General features: G+C 72.0%; 10 protein-coding genes. 5 read left to right on the top strand and 5 right to left on the bottom strand.

Going from position 1 to position 14920, the window contains the following annotated elements; all coding sequences use genetic code 11:
• Positions 1-460 precede the first annotated feature (460 nt).
• Together ACFT4A_RS10805 and ACFT4A_RS10810 are read right to left on the bottom strand one after the other, a co-directional pair.
• Positions 461-949, bottom strand: coding sequence for a PaaI family thioesterase (locus ACFT4A_RS10805; protein WP_382827925.1), 489 nt, complete (start codon positions 947-949; stop codon positions 461-463).
• 57 nt (positions 950-1006) lie between these two features.
• A complete protein-coding gene (locus ACFT4A_RS10810) occupies positions 1007-3298 on the bottom strand; it encodes an FdhF/YdeP family oxidoreductase (protein ID WP_382827928.1) in 2292 nt (763 codons plus the stop codon).
• Positions 3299-3452: 154 nt separating this feature from the next.
• On the opposite strand from ACFT4A_RS10810, the gene polA reads away from it, so the two are divergent.
• Together polA and ACFT4A_RS10820 are read left to right on the top strand one after the other, a co-directional pair.
• Positions 3453-6179, top strand: a complete 2727-nt coding sequence (gene polA / locus ACFT4A_RS10815; protein WP_382827930.1) for a DNA polymerase I — start codon at positions 3453-3455, stop codon at positions 6177-6179.
• A gap of 411 nt (positions 6180-6590) precedes the next feature.
• Entirely contained in the window at positions 6591-7049 is a 459-nt protein-coding gene (locus ACFT4A_RS10820) for a hypothetical protein (protein WP_382827932.1), read from the top strand.
• Here the strand turns inward: ACFT4A_RS10820 and ACFT4A_RS10825 are convergent.
• Positions 6967-7824, bottom strand: coding sequence for a DUF4184 family protein (locus tag ACFT4A_RS10825; RefSeq protein WP_382827934.1), 858 nt, complete (start codon positions 7822-7824; stop codon positions 6967-6969). The genes ACFT4A_RS10820 and ACFT4A_RS10825 overlap by 83 nt on opposite strands.
• Before the next feature lie 315 nt (positions 7825-8139).
• Between ACFT4A_RS10825 and ACFT4A_RS10830 the strand changes: the two genes are divergently transcribed.
• From ACFT4A_RS10830 to ACFT4A_RS10840, 3 genes are all read left to right on the top strand, one after another.
• Positions 8140-9894, top strand: a complete 1755-nt coding sequence (locus ACFT4A_RS10830; protein WP_382827936.1) for a lytic transglycosylase domain-containing protein — start codon at positions 8140-8142, stop codon at positions 9892-9894.
• Positions 9895-10032: 138 nt separating this feature from the next.
• Entirely contained in the window at positions 10033-10167 is a 135-nt protein-coding gene (locus tag ACFT4A_RS10835) for an SPW_0924 family protein (RefSeq protein ID WP_382827939.1), read from the top strand.
• A 25-nt stretch (positions 10168-10192) separates the two neighbouring features.
• A complete protein-coding gene (locus ACFT4A_RS10840) occupies positions 10193-11185 on the top strand; it encodes a DUF3068 domain-containing protein (protein ID WP_382827941.1) in 993 nt (330 codons plus the stop codon).
• Here the strand turns inward: ACFT4A_RS10840 and hrpB are convergent.
• Positions 11175-13736, bottom strand: coding sequence for an ATP-dependent helicase HrpB (hrpB, locus tag ACFT4A_RS10845; RefSeq protein WP_382827944.1), 2562 nt, complete (start codon positions 13734-13736; stop codon positions 11175-11177). The two genes, ACFT4A_RS10840 and hrpB, sit on opposite strands and share 11 nt — an antisense overlap.
• A 4-nt stretch (positions 13737-13740) precedes the next feature.
• Positions 13741-14679: a class I SAM-dependent methyltransferase gene (locus ACFT4A_RS10850; RefSeq protein WP_382827946.1), complete on the bottom strand. Its 939-nt coding sequence runs from the start codon at positions 14677-14679 to the stop codon at positions 13741-13743.
• Between the last annotated feature and the right edge of the window lie 241 nt (positions 14680-14920).

Raw genomic sequence — 14920 nt, forward strand, 5'->3', positions numbered from 1 at the left:
AGCGGCGTGGGACGGCTTGTGACTTTCTTGTTATGACGCGGTGGATGCCCGGCTTCTCCGGCGGGCCCTCTCGGCGGGTTTGGTCGCTTTTCTCCGAAGTCCGCATTCTGAGAACCCGCACTTCCGGTTGGCCATGGCCGAGATCGTGCGGTCGGCGTGGCGCAGGTGACGGGGGCGGGGCGGGAAAGGTCCCGGGGGTGGGCGCGGCCGAAGAGGAAGCCGCGGTGCTGTATTGCGCGCGCGTTACGGAGCGTTACGCCAAGAAAGGGGTGGCCCGTGTCCAGGGGGAGTTCCGAACAATTGGAAACAGTTAATTCCACCGTGATGCCGCGGTGAACCGGAACCCGCCTGTTTCGACGGGGGAGTTGGAGGGTCCGGTTTTGTGTCTACGCGCGTACGCCGCCGCTCGGGTGTTGTTCCCTCGCGGCGGCGTCGTGCCGGACTGTGCGGTGCGGCCGGATCAGCGCGCGGCGCGGATCAGTTCCTCGTCGCCCGGGTTCACGTCGCGCAGCATGCAGGTGAGTCGGGCGGTACACACCCTTTTGTCGTTTTCGTCCGTGATGACGATTTCATAGGTGGCGGTCGAGCGTCCCCGGTGCACGGGCGTGGCCACGCCGGTGACGAGGCCGGAGCGTGCCCCGCGGTGGTGGGTGCAGTTCAGGTCGACGCCCACGGCGATCTTGGAGCTGCCGCCGTGCAGCATGGACCCGACCGAGCCGAGCGTCTCGGCCAGCACCGCGGAGGCCCCGCCGTGCAGCAGTCCGTAGGGCTGGGTGTTGCCCTCCACCGGCATCGTCCCGACGACCCGGTCCGCCGACGCCTCGAGGATCTGGACGCCCATCCGGGTCCCGAGGTGGCCCGCGGAGAACAGGGCCAGGAGGTCCACGCCGAGCGCGGCGTACTCGTCGATGACCTCTTGCGGGAACTTCACATGCTGCTGCTCACCCATGGGGCCGGGCTCCGTTCGTCCTGGTCACTACGGCTACCTCTGTGACTGAGCAAACGCTCAGTCGGTGGCCGATTGTTCCAGACGCACCACGACGGACTTGCTGGCCGGGGTGTTGCTGGTGTCCGCCGTGGCGTCCAGCGGCACCAGCACATTGGTCTCCGGGTAGTACGCGGCGGCACAGCCCCGGGCCGTCGGATAGTGCACGACCCGGAAGCCCGGCGCCCGGCGCTCCACGCCGTCCTTCCACTCGCTGACCAGGTCGACGTAACCGCCGTCCGCCAGCTCCAGCCTCCGCGCGTCCTCGGGGTTGACCAGCACCACCCGGCGGCCGTTCTTGATGCCCCGGTACCGGTCGTCGAGGCCGTAGATCGTGGTGTTGTACTGGTCGTGCGAGCGCAGCGTCTGCAGCAGCAGACGGCCCTCGGGCAGCTCCGGGTACTCCACGGGCGCCGCGGTGAAGTTGGCCTTGCCGGTGGCGGTGGGGAAGCGGCGCTCGTCGCGCGGGGCGTGGGGGAGGGCGAAGCCGCCAGGGCGACCAGCAGAACCTGTCACGCGCGCGTTGAAGTCCTCGAAGCCGGGGATCACGCGCGCGATCCGGTCCCGGATCGTCGCGTAGTCCTTCTCGAACTCCTCCCAGGGCGTGCGGCTGTTCTCGCCCAGCACGCCGCGGGCCAGACGGCAGACGATGGCCGGCTCCGACAGCAGGTGCGCGCTCGCGGGCTCCAGCCGGCCCCGGGAGGCGTGCACCATGCCCATCGAGTCCTCGACCGTCACGAACTGCTCGCCGCTGCCCTGGAGATCGCGCTCGGTACGGCCGAGCGTCGGGAGGATCAGGGCACGCGCGCCCGTGATCACGTGCGAGCGGTTGAGCTTCGTCGACACGTGCACGGTCAGCCGGGCCCGTCGCATCGCGGCCTCGGTGACCTCCGTGTCGGGAGACGCCGAGACGAAGTTGCCGCCCATGGCGAAGAAGACCTTCGCCTCGCCGTCGCGCAGGGCGCGGATGGCCCGTACGACGTCGAAGCCGTGCTCGCGCGGCGGCGCGAAGCCGAACTCCCTCTCCAGGGCGTCCAGGAACGCCGGGGCGGGACGCTCGAAGATGCCCATCGTGCGGTCGCCCTGCACGTTCGAATGGCCGCGCACCGGGCAGACGCCCGCGCCCGGGCGGCCGATGTTGCCGCGCAGGAGGAGGAAGTTGACCACTTCCCTGATCGTGGGGACCGAGTGCTTGTGCTGGGTGAGGCCCATCGCCCAGCACACGATGGTGCGCTCGGAGGCGAGGACCATCCGCAGGGCGTCCTCGATCTCCTCCCGGGTCAGCCCGGTGGCCGCGAGCGTCTCGTCCCAGTCGGCGGCGCGGGCAGCCTCGGCGAACTCCTCGTAGCCGTGCGTGTGTTCCCCGATGAACGCCTCGTCGACCGCGCCCTCGGTGCCGAGGATCAGCTTGTTGAGGAGACGGAAGAGGGCCTGGTCGCCGCCGATGCGGATCTGCAGGAACAGGTCGGTGAGGGCGGCGCCCTTGAGCATGCCCTGGGGGGTCTGCGGGTTCTTGAAGCGCTCAAGGCCCGCCTCGGGCAGCGGGTTGACGCTGATGATGTTCGCCCCGTTGGCCTTGGCCTTCTCCAGGGCGGACAGCATGCGCGGGTGGTTCGTCCCCGGGTTCTGGCCCGCGACGATGATCAGGTCGGCCTTGTACAGATCCTCCAGCAGGACGCTGCCCTTGCCGATGCCGATCGTCTCCGACAGGGCCGAACCGGACGACTCGTGGCACATGTTCGAGCAGTCGGGGAGGTTGTTCGTGCCGAGCTCGCGGGCGAACAGCTGGTAGAGGAACGCGGCCTCGTTGCTGGTGCGCCCGGAGGTGTAGAAGACGGCCTCGTCCGGGGAGGCGAGGGCGGTGACCTCCTCGGCGATGATGCCGAAGGCGCGCTCCCAGGTGACCGGCTCGTAGTGCGTGCCCCCTTCGGGGAGGTACATGGGGTGGGTGAGGCGCCCCTGCTGTCCCAGCCAGTAGCCGCTGCGGCCGGCGAGATCGGCGACCGGGTGCGCGGCGAAGAACTCGGGCGTGACCCGGCGCAGCGTGGCCTCCTCGGCGACCGCCTTCGCGCCGTTCTCGCAGAACTCCGCCTTGTGCCGGTGCTCCGGCTCGGGCCAGGCGCAGCCCGGGCAGTCGAAGCCGTCCTTCTGGTTCACGCTCAGCAGCGTCAGCGCGGTGCGCTTCACGCCCATCTGCTGCTGGGCCATGCGCAGCGTGTGCCCGATCGCGGGGAGGCCCGCGGCCGCGTGCTTCGGCTCGGCGACCTGCGGCGCGTCCTGAACCGGATCACTCTTGGGCGGCTTCGTCGCCATCGCACGCTCCCCTTCTACTGCGCTGTGAGACAGGTCTCCGATCCTCGCACGGGGTGCTGACACCGGGTGCGGGCGGGCTCGGGGCGATGCCCCGTGGAGTGCGCGGGGTCGGGGGCGGGGCCGAGTGTCAGTGGGGCGTGGCAGGATCGGGGGCGTGGCAGAGACAGCATCGAAGACGACCGACAAGACCTCCGGCGGCAGCCGCCCGCGACTGATGCTCATGGACGGGCACTCGCTGGCCTACCGTGCGTTCTTCGCGCTGCCCGCGGAGAACTTCACCACCGCGACGGGCCAGCCGACGAACGCGATCTACGGCTTCGCGTCGATGCTGGCCAACACGCTGCGCGACGAGGAGCCCACGCACTTCGCGGTCGCCTTCGACGTCTCCCGCAAGACCTGGCGGTCGCAGGAGTTCACGGAGTACAAGGCGAACCGCTCCAAGACCCCGGACGAGTTCAAGGGCCAGGTCGAGCTGATCGGCGAGCTCCTCGACGCGATGGGCGCCGCCCGCTTCGCGGTGGACGGCTTCGAGGCGGACGACGTCATCGCCACCCTCGCCACCCAGGCCGAGGCCGAGGGCTTCGAGGTGCTGATCGTCACGGGCGACCGGGACTCCTTCCAGCTGGTCAGCGAGCACACCACGGTGCTGTACCCGACCAAGGGCGTCTCCGAGCTGACCCGCTTCACCCCGGAGAAGGTATTCGAGAAGTACGGGTTGACGCCCGCGCAGTACCCCGACTTCGCGGCCCTGCGCGGCGACCCCTCCGACAACCTTCCCGGCATCCCCGGCGTCGGTGAGAAGACCGCCGCGAAGTGGATCAACCAGTTCGGCTCCTTCGCGGACCTCGTCGAGCGCGTCGAGGAGGTCAAGGGCAAGGCCGGCCAGAACCTCCGCGACCACCTCGAGGCGGTCAAGCTCAACCGCCGGCTCACCGAGCTGGAGCGCCAGGTGGAGCTGCCCAAGGGCGTCACCGACCTGGAGCGGGCCCCCTACGACCGCACGGCCGTCGCGGTGGTCCTGGACACCCTGGAGATCCGCAACCCCTCGCTGCGCGAGCGGCTCTTCGCCGTCGACCCCGGCGCCGAGGAGGCCGAGACCACTCCGGTCAGCACGGAGGGCGTGCAGCTCGACGGCACGGTGCTCGGCACCGGCGAGCTGACCGGCTGGCTCACCGAGCACGGCACACAGCCCCTCGGCATCGCCACGGTCGACACCTGGGCGCTCGGCACCGGCTCGGTCGCCGAGATCGCGCTCGCCGCGCCCGGCGGACCGGCCGCCTGGTTCGACCCCTCCCAGCTGGACGAGGCCGACGAGACGGCCTTCGCCGCCTGGCTCGCCGACGCCGAGCGGCCCAAGACCTTCCACAACGCCAAGGGCGCCATGCGGGTCTTCGCCGAGCACGGCTGGAGCGTCGAGGGCGTCACCATGGACACCGCGCTCGCCGCCTACCTGGTCAAGCCGGGCCGCCGCTCCTTCGACCTGGACGCGCTGTCCCTGGAGTACCTGCACCGCGAGCTGACCCCCGCCGCCGCTGCCGACGGCCAGCTCGCCTTCGGCGCGGACGAAGGCGCCGAGGCCGAGGCCCTGATGATCCAGGCCCGAGCCGTCCTCGACCTGGGCCAGGCTTTCGAGGGCCGTCTTGAGGAGGTCGGTGCCGCCGATCTCCTGCGCGACATGGAGCTGCCCACGTCCGCGCTGCTCGCCCGCATGGAGCGGCACGGCATCGCGGCCGACCGGGCCCACCTGGAGGCCATGGAGCAGATGTTCGCCGGCGCCGTCCAGCAGGCGGTGAAGGAGGCCCACGCGGCGGCCGGGCACGAGTTCAACCTCGGCTCGCCCAAGCAGCTCCAGGAAGTCCTCTTCGGCGAGCTGGCCCTGCCCAAGACGAAGCGGACGAAGACCGGTTACACCACGGACGCCGACGCCCTCGCCTGGCTCGCCGGCCAGACGGACAACGAGCTGCCGGTGATCATGCTCCGCCACCGCGAGCAGGCCAAGCTCCGCGTCACCGTCGAGGGCCTGATCAAGACGATCGCCGCGGACGGCCGGATCCACACCACCTTCAACCAGACGGTCGCCGCCACCGGCCGCCTGTCCTCGACGGACCCGAACCTGCAGAACATCCCGGTCCGCACCGACGAGGGCCGCGCCATCCGCCGCGGCTTCGTCGTCGGCGAGGGCTTCGAGTCCCTGATGACGGCCGACTACAGCCAGATCGAGCTGCGCGTGATGGCCCACCTCTCCGAGGACGAGGGCCTGATCGAGGCCTTCACCTCGGGCGAGGACCTGCACACGACGGCCGCCTCCCAGGTCTTCGCGGTCGAGCCGACCGCGGTGGACGCCGAGATGCGCCGCAAGATCAAGGCCATGTCGTACGGCCTGGCCTACGGGCTGTCCGCCTTCGGCCTCTCCCAGCAGCTGAACATCGAGGCGGCGGAGGCCCGCGCCCTGATGGACGCGTACTTCGAGCGGTTCGGCGGCGTACGGGACTATCTGCGCCGCGCGGTCGACGAGGCCCGGGCGACGGGCTACACGGCGACGCTCTTCGGGCGCCGCCGCTACCTCCCCGACCTCAACAGCGACAACCGCCAGCGTCGCGAGGCGGCGGAGCGGATGGCCCTCAACGCGCCCATCCAGGGCACGGCCGCCGACATCGTGAAGATCGCCATGCTCAAGGTGGGCGGCGCGCTGAAGGAGGCCGGGCTGGAGTCCCGGATGCTGCTCCAGGTGCACGACGAAATCGTGCTGGAGATCGCCCCGGGCGAGCGCGCGGCCGCCGAGGAACTCGTCCGCCGCGAGATGGCGGACGCGGTGCACCTCCGTGTCCCGCTGGGCGTCTCGGTGGGCGCGGGGGCGGACTGGGAGTCGGCGGCGCACTAGGCGCTGCGCTGCTTGGGCCGGGTTGGGCTGCTTGGGCCGGGCCGGGCAGGGGAGCAGGGGCGGGGTGGTGCTGCGGGGCCGGGGCGCGTCGGGCGGCCGGAGAGGGCCGCCACAGCTCCGTCCCGCCTCCGCCGGAGTACCGGCCCTGGCCCCGATCCCACCCGGCCCCAGTCCCCCTGGCCCCGATCCCACCCGGTCCCAGTCGCACCCTGGCCCCAGGCCCCCCGGCCCCGATCCCACCCGTCCCAGTCCCAGTCCCACCCCGGTCCCAGTCCCACCCCGGCCCCGATCCCACCCAGGCACCCGCCCCAGCCGGGCCCGGCCCGCCCAGGGCCCGCACCCACCAAGACCATCACTCGCGTGGCCCCCGTGAAGGCGCCCCCGCTCCCGACCGTCGCTAAAGATGCGGGCATGGGTATACGCACGCTCCTCGGCCGCACGGCACCAGGCGTGGCACTTCCGCCGGTCCGGTTCTACGCGGCCGACTCAAGCACGCTCCGCGTCCCCGCGACTCTCGCCACGACCCTGCGCCGTACGACGGCGGATCTCCGTAACCGCCTGCCCTTCGGACGCAGGCCAACCGACTCCACAGGCCTGCCCACTGCGCTCTCGGAGACCGGCGACCTGCCCGGCAGTCCCGAAACACCGGGCGAAACCGGCAGCGCCACCCCGCGCCGGGCCTGGTCCGACCGGGCCCGCGGCTATCTGACCCTCGTCCTCACCCTGCTCCCGCGGCCGCGCCCCGCGCACACCACCATCACGGTGTACATCGCGACCATCGAGCCTCTCAGCGAGCGGCCGGACGGCTCGGCTCCGTATCGCCGGCACGGTCAGGACCGCCGGGGGCCGGAACCGGGCGCCGCGCCCTGACCACCACGGCGTACAACAGCAGCGACGGGACGAGCCCCGCCCCCGCGCCGAAGCACACCGTCGGAATGATCTCCCACGGCTTCGCGGCCGAACCCCAGTAGGCCCACCACCGCGACGCCCGCTGCACCGCCCCCACCAGCGCGAAGCCGCCGATCACGGCAGCGGCCGCCCAGCGGTCCCGTGCCGCCAGCACCGGGACCCCCACCGGTTCGCGCACGGGCATCCGCCGCAGCGCGCGCACCACGAACACGGCGATCACCACCGCGGCCACCGCCGAACCGCCGTACTGCAGGTACCAGTACAGCGGCGAGCCCGCCACCTCACGGCCCAGCACCGGAAACAGCCGCATCCCCCACCGGTCGAGATGCGTGAACGCGTCCCACACGACGTGCGTCAGCGCGCCGAGCACCGCGGACACGTACCACCGCACGACCAGGGCGGGCGTCGCACGCGCGCGTGGCGCCCCGCATCGCACCAGGGCGGCCACCCGCCCCTGCCGGGCCCGCGGCAGCAGCGCCACCAGCGGCTCGCGCATCAGCAGCCACAGCCCCACCAGCGCCCAGGCGATGAGCACATCGACCGTGAACACGCCCCAGAACGCGTGCGTGACGTCACCGAACTCCATCGCCCCGGACAGCACACTCGCCGCGTAGTAGGTCATGTCGGGCGCGAAGGAACCCGCCACGAGGACGGCGGGCACCAGCGGGCCCCGGCCGGTCCCGTCGGTGCGTACGGCGGGCAGTACGGCTGCCGCGTGGCTCAGCGTGAACGGCAACTCTGCTCCTGGGGATGGTCGTTGCCAGGCGATCGGACCGCCCAGTATGCGGGATGGCGAACACCGGCCGCCCGTCGCGCCCGCCCCAAGACCAACCGGTGAAAACCGGGCACGAACGGGTGCCCGAGCAAAGGAAGTTGCCGTAGGGTCGCCAGGGTCACCGTGCCGGGGGCGAGAGACATGCGTGCCGGAGGGCAACCACTCGGGCCGGTCGATCGTCACAACAGAGCGAACGCAACAGAAGAGCGCGAACGCAACAGAAGTGCGCGACAGGCTGAGACGGACGCTGGAGCGTCCACGGGAGGGGTTCACTCTATGGCGGCGCAATTCGGCAGGAGGCTGCGCAAGGGGGCGGCTACCACCGCCGTGGCCGCGGTAGCGGTCGCGGCGCTGTCCGCCTCCCAGGCTCCGGGCGTGAACGACCACGGCAGACAGACCGCGGCGGACGCCACGCCCTCACCCGACGCGAGTGCCTCCGAGGACAGCGCCACCGGCAACTCGCCGTACTACACGGACCTGCCGCCGCTCAAGAGCCCCAACCCGTCCCCGAGCACCGGCACCGGCCCCGCCGCCCCCGGCACCAGCGAGGCGGGCATCCCCGCGACCGTCCTCGACGCCTACAAGAAGGCCGAGACCGCGCTGAACGAGGCCAAGCCGGGCTGCAACCTCCCCTGGCAACTCCTCGCCGCCATCGGCAAGGTGGAGTCGGGCCAGGCCCGCGGCGGCCGCGTCGACGCCGACGGCACGACGACCTCGCCCATCCTCGGCCCCCAGCTCGACGGCAACGGCTTCGCCCTCATCAAGGACACCGACGACGGTGCCTACGACGGCAACAGCTCCTACGACCAGGCCGTCGGCCCCATGCAGTTCATCCCGTCCACCTGGAAGTGGGCCGGCCGCGACGGCAACGCCGACGGCAAGAAGGACCCCAACAACATCTACGACGCGGCGCTCGCCGCCGGGCACTACCTGTGCCGCTTCGACTGGGACCTGTCCGACCAGGACGACCTCGACCGCGCGATCCTCAGCTACAACAACTCGCGGGAGTACCTGAACCTGGTCATGCGCTGGGTGGAGTACTACCGCAAGGGCACGCACGAGATCCCCGACGGCACCGGCACGCTGCCCGACAACCGCAGCGACGACGGGGCCGGGGCAAGCCCTTCGCCCTCCACGCCTAGCACGCCGACGACCCCGAGCAATCCGACCACGCCGGCTCCGGGCAACTCGAAGCCCAAGCCCCGGCCCAACCCCGAGAAGCCCGGCGGCGGCGCGACGACCCCGAAGCCGCCGACCGACCCCGGCAGCACCCCGACCCCGCCGCCCTCGACGCCTCCCACGAACACCGACACGGTGGACCACCTGGAGGACGCCGGAACCGCCAAGCTCACCGCCATGGCCGGCGACGCGTTCACCAAGCGGATCAGCACCCGCGCCGAGACGAAGGCCGGCAAGGCCGTCGGCAAGGTCAGGGTCCGCTTCACGATCATCGGCAGCACGGACACCACCTTCACCGGCGGCGAGAACGTGGCCACGGTCGCCACCAACAGCTCCGGCGTCGCCGTCGCCCCCGCTCTCCAGGCGGGGGAGAAGACGGGCGAGGTCACCGTCCGCGCCACCGTCGTGGGCCGCACGGTCGCCGGCCTCGACTACACGGCCACCGTCACCGAGCGCGCCGCCGATGCGCTCGCCCGCACCGGTGACGCCGCGCTGACCTGCGCCCCGGGCGGCGAGTTCGCGAACCAGGTCGAGGTGAAGGCCACGTACAAGGGCGCCGTCGCCGACGGCGTCGCTGCCACCGCCACACTGATCAAGTCGGCGGACGACCCGACCGCCACCGACAAGGGCCCCTACTTCAAGGACGCCGACGGCAAGGCCGTACGCACCCTGAAGGCCCTGAAGACGGACTCGAAGGGCCTGCTGAAGCTGCCGAAGCTCTACGCGGACGACGCCACCGGCACGTTCCTGCTCCGTGTCAACACCGCGGGCGGAGCGACCCTCACCGTCGAACTGACCGTGGCGGCGGCCGAGACGTCCTCGCCGAGCCCGTCCACGAGCCCCAGCGCGTAGCTCTCAAGTAGTACGGACGACGCCCCTCTTACAGGAGGGGCGTCGTTGTGTGTGCAACGTGTTCTCATCTCTGCCCCGCGTTGCTACGGTGCGGACAAACCTGACGGTGTATCAGTTCAACCGTGGGGAGGTCCCCGTATGCGCACCCTCGTCGCCGCCGCCACCGGTCTCGCCCTCGCGTTCGCCGTGGTCCTGACGCTGACCGCCCTCGGCTCCCCGTCGGGCGGGACGTCCCCGAAGCCGCTGCTGACGACGGTGCCCGCACACCCCTGACCGCCCGCCCGGGACGGAGGCCGAGATGCGTCGCAAGGCCGCTCTGATCCTGCTCGCCCTCGCCGTGTTCTTCGCGGCACTGTCCCCGCTGCTGCGCTGGTACGCCTTCCCGCGCCTCGCCAAGGTCCCCGCGAACCAGTACCAGGACATGGTCCTGGAGGCCCGCGACGCCACCCTCCTGGACTACGGCACCATGCGGGCGAAGAAGGTCCCCAAGGTCACCATCGTCCAGACCCTCAAGGGCAACGTCGAGGCCTCCGAGAGGATCGAGGAGTCGGCGGGCCGGGACGTCGTCGTCTGGGACGGCCTGTCCTACGTCGTCGGCCCCGACGGCGAGATGGTGTCGAAGATCCCCGAGCGCTACATCTTCGACGCCCACACCCAGGAGCCCGTCCACGCCACCGGCGAGTCGGTCGACGGCGACCCGGTGCGCCGCGAGGGCATCGAGTTCAAATGGCCCTTCGTCACGGAGAAACGGGCCTACCAGTACTTCGACGCCCAGGCCCGCGTCACCGCCCCCATCCACTACCAGGACACCCGGACCTTCCGCGGCCTGGAGGTCTACTACTTCGAGCAGACCATCCCCTGGACCAAGGTGAAGATCCCGAAGACCCTGCCCGTGGAGGGCCTGACCCCCGAGTCGGTCGCCCAGACCGGCACGACCCGCTGGTACACCACGGTCCGCAAGTTCTGGGTCGAACCCCTCACCGGCGCCCCCGTCTACGGCGAGGAGATCCACAAGGAGGAACTGCGCGGCGGCGCCCTCCTCGGCGACCGCGACAAGGTCACCGCGTTCGCCGGCCACGTGAAGATGCGCGAGGACTACATCACGCACACGGTCGACCTGGTGAAGTCCCAGCGCCTGCTCATCCTGCTGATGACGTCGTACCTGCCGTGGGGCTCGCTCACCCTCGGCGTCCTCCTGCTGGCCCTCGCGCTGTACCTGGAGGCCCGCGGCCGCCGCCCCTCCGGCCCGGCCCCTAGAGCCTCGGAGGAGCCGTCGCAGGTCAGCGCCTGAGCCGGGCGTTGGTGTACCGGGTCGGCTCGGCACCCGCCGGGTCCTCGGGCCACGGATGCTTCGGATACCGCCCGCGCAGCTCCGCCCGTACGCCCTTGTAGCCGTCCCGCCAGAACGAGGCGAGGTCGGCGGTGACGGCGGCCGGCCGCCCGGCCGGGGACAGCAGATGCACGAGCAGCGGCACCCCGGCGACCCGGGGCGACTCCTGCAGCCCGAACATCTCCTGCAACTTCACCGCCAGCACCGGCTGCTCGGGCCGGGAGTAGTCGACACGGATCTTCGACCCGCTCGGCACGGCCATCCGCTCCGGGGCCAGCTCGTCGAGCCGCCCGGCCTCCCCGGAGGCCCAGGGCAGCAGCCGGGCGAGCGCCTGACCGGCATCGATCCGCGCCAGATCGGCCCGCCGCCGCGCCCGGCCCAGCTCCGGCTCCAGCCACTCGTCCACGCGCGCGTGGAGCACGTCGTCGGAGACATCGGGCCAGGGCTCACCGCGGTGCAGCCGCACGAACGCGAGCCGCTGCCGCAGGACGTCGGCATCCGCCGACCACCGCAGCAACCCGAGCCCCTCCCGCCGCAGCCCGTCCAGCAGCGCACCGCGCACGAGCCCGGGATCGGCGTCCTTCAGCGACCGCACCGCCAACTCCACGGCCCCCAGCCGCTCCACCCGCCGCGCCACGACGTCCCCACCGTCCCAGCACACCTCGTGCCGCTCGTCGAGCAACGCCCCCGCGGCGAGCCGGGCCACCCTCTCGTCGACCACGGCCCCCGACTGCACGCGCGCGTGCCCCTTGCCGACGGGCCGGTCCGCCACGGCGACGGCGACCCAGCCGGCCCCCCGCAGCCCGCTCCCCTCACCGAGCTCGGCCCGGGTCCCGGACACCATGAGGCACGACCCACCGTCGACCCTGGCAACGCGCTCGGGAAAGGCGAACGCCGCGACGAGCCCGACCTGCCGGTCCTCCGAGGCCCCCGCCCACGCCTGAGCCTCGGCCTCTGCTTCTGCCTTTGGAGGGCAGTTACGGGCGGGTGGGTGGGAAATCCCAGAGCCGACGGCCCGCAGTCGCCGAACCTCGCGACGCCACCGCGTGGCATAGGCGTCACCCTCACGCCGAGCGCGACGCAACGCACCCGCCAGATCATCGCCGTACTCCCGAGGCGCCTCCTCACTCAACAAGGCGACCATCTCCGAGGCCCGATCGACCCCCACGAACGGCACGGAGTCGAGCAATGCCCGCCCCAGCCGCGGATGCAGCCCCAGCCGCGACAGGGCAACCCCTCGCTCGGTCGCCCGCCCGACGGAGTCAACCGCCCCGACCACGCCCAGCACATCCCGAGCCGCCGCCATACCCCCGGAAGGCGGCGCATCCAGCAACGCCAGCCCGGACGCGTCAGGATCCCCCCAGCACGCCACCTGAAGCGCGAACGCCGTCAGGTCGGCCACCTTGATCTCCGGTGAAGGAAAACGCGGCAGACGCGCATCCTCGGCCTCCGCCCAGCAGCGGTACACCGCCCCCGGCGCCTCACGCCCGGCCCGCCCCGCACGCTGCCGCCCGGCCGCCTGCGACGCCCGTACCGTCGTCAGCGCGCTCAACCCGCGCGCGTGGTCGACCCGCGGCTCTCGCGCCAGCCCCGAGTCCACGACGACCCGCACACCCGGCACCGTCAACGACGACTCCGCCACCGACGTGGCCAGCACGACCCGCCGCCGGTCACCGGGGGCCAGCACCGCGTCCTGCACGGCGGCCGGCGCCCGCCCGTGCACCTGCAGCACATCAACGTCCCCAGGCCCCGTGAGACCCCCGAGCTGCCCGGCCACCCGGGCGATCTCGCCCACGCCCGGCAGAAAACACAGCACGTCCCCGTCCCGCTCGGCCAGCGCCCGCCGTACCACCGACGCCACATGCGTCAGCAGCGCCGGATCGACACGCATCCCGTGCGGCGGCCGTACGGGCCGCACCGGCGGTGTCCACACCACTTCCACCGGATACGCCGCCCCCTGGGCCTCCACCACCGGAGCGTCGCCCAGCAGCGCGGCCCACCCCTGCGCGTCGGTCGTCGCCGAGGCGGCCACCAGCCGCAGCTCGGGCCGCAGGGTCTGCCGCACGTCCCACAGGAACGCCGCCGCCGTGTCCGCGTCGAGATGGCGCTCATGGCACTCGTCGAGCACCACCACGTCGACCCCGGCCAGCTCCTGATCCCGCTGCAACCGCTGCACCAGCACACCGGTCGTGACGACCTCCACGCGCGTGTGCCGCCCGACGACCCGTTCCCCGCGCACGGTGTAACCGATGCTTCCGCCGGGCTTCTCGCCCAGCAGCCACGCCATCCGCCGCGCCGCCGCCCGGGCCGCGATCCGCCGCGGCTCGGCCACGATCACCCGCCGTTCAGGGCCCTCCCCGAGCAGTCCCGCGAGGGCCAGCGGCACCAGCGTCGTCTTGCCGGTGCCGGGCGGCGCCACGAGGACGGCGGTGCCGTGCCCCTCCAGAGCGTCGTCGAGGGCGGGCAGGGCACCACGTACGGGCAGGGCGTCCAGGGCGTCGTAGCGGATCACGCACTCAGTCTCTCCCCCAGCCTCCGGCCGGGGGTGCCCCCATCTCGCTTCGCTCGCACACGAAGATGGCCGTCCCCGGGATCAGGTTCCCGCGCAGGGGCGACCAGCCGCCCCACTCGGAGGTGTTCCAGGCCGGCCACTCCGGCTCCACCAGGTCCACCAGGCGCAGGCCCGACGCCACGACGTCCCGGACCCGGTCGCCGAGCGTCCGGTGGTGCTCGACGTAGACCGCGCGGCCCTCCTCGTCCTGTTCGACGTAGGGCGTGCGGTCGAAATACGAACCCGACACCGCTAGCCCCTCGGGCCCCGGCTCGTCCGGGAAGGCCCAGCGGATCGGATGCGTCACCGAGAAGACGAGGCGGCCCCCGGGCCGCAGCACCCGGCGCACCTCCCGCAGGACCAGGCACGGGTCGGCCACGAAGGGCAGCGCCCCGTACGCCGAGCAGACCAGGTCGAACGAGCCGTCCGCGAAGGGCAGCGCACCGGCGTCGGCGCACACCAGGGGGACCGGTCCGCCGATGCGCAGCGCGTGCTGCAACTGCCGGTGCGAGATGTCCAGGGCGACCGGCCGGGCACCCTGGCCGGCCAGCCAGCGCGAGCACTGCGCCGCGCCCGCGCCGATCTCCAGGACGTCCTTGCCCTTCAGGTCCTCCGGCGGGCCGAGCAGCTCGGCCTCCACCTCGTCGAGGCCCTCGGGCCCCCACACGAATCGGTCGTCGCCGAGGAATGTGCCGTGCTCGACCTGGTACTCGTCCGCGTTGCGGTCCCACCAGCCACGATTGGCGCGGGAACTCTCCGTGACCCCGGCGGCACGCCGGGTCGCCTCGGGTTCGGACGCTTCGAACTCTTGGATGATCGGCTCCCTCGTCATACTCTTCCGTCCAGCCCGTCCCGGAGGCGTCGCGAAGGGGTGCCGTACGGCCCGCGTGGCCTCGCAGGACATGACTTGTGCCGGTTATGCGGCGATCTGCCCCGGGTGGGCGGCTTCGCGCATTGACCCTGCCCGGCTGCCCCCGTATGCTACAAGTTGCGCTGCGGGCTTGCGCACCTCAGACGTAGCAGGCTGCGCTCGCACTGTATGTATGTCCCCTCGGTTCTCGAGGCGCCACCGGTTTTGTGTGGCGCTTCCTTGGCTGTCCGGCTTCTGCAGAGCGAAACGGGCTCCGGCGTAGCAGTACCTACGA

Origin of the sequence: Streptomyces sp. NPDC057099, from assembly GCF_042671245.1 — a bacterium.
GTDB classification, from domain to species: domain Bacteria; phylum Actinomycetota; class Actinomycetes; order Streptomycetales; family Streptomycetaceae; genus Streptomyces; species Streptomyces purpurascens.

Excerpts from the sequence above, each read along its gene's own strand:
- ACFT4A_RS10810 (WP_382827928.1), bottom strand. The coding sequence starts at position 3,298 with ATGGCGACGAAGCCGCCCAAGAGTGATCCGGTTCAGGACGCGCCGCAG.
- ACFT4A_RS10830 (WP_382827936.1), top strand. The coding sequence starts at position 8,140 with ATGGCGGCGCAATTCGGCAGGAGGCTGCGCAAGGGGGCGGCTACCACC.
- ACFT4A_RS10820 (WP_382827932.1), top strand. The coding sequence starts at position 6,591 with ATGGGTATACGCACGCTCCTCGGCCGCACGGCACCAGGCGTGGCACTT.
- ACFT4A_RS10835 (WP_382827939.1), top strand. The coding sequence starts at position 10,033 with ATGCGCACCCTCGTCGCCGCCGCCACCGGTCTCGCCCTCGCGTTCGCC.
- ACFT4A_RS10850 (WP_382827946.1), bottom strand. The coding sequence starts at position 14,679 with ATGTCCTGCGAGGCCACGCGGGCCGTACGGCACCCCTTCGCGACGCCT.
- ACFT4A_RS10805 (WP_382827925.1), bottom strand. The coding sequence starts at position 949 with ATGGGTGAGCAGCAGCATGTGAAGTTCCCGCAAGAGGTCATCGACGAG.
- ACFT4A_RS10840 (WP_382827941.1), top strand. The coding sequence starts at position 10,193 with ATGCGTCGCAAGGCCGCTCTGATCCTGCTCGCCCTCGCCGTGTTCTTC.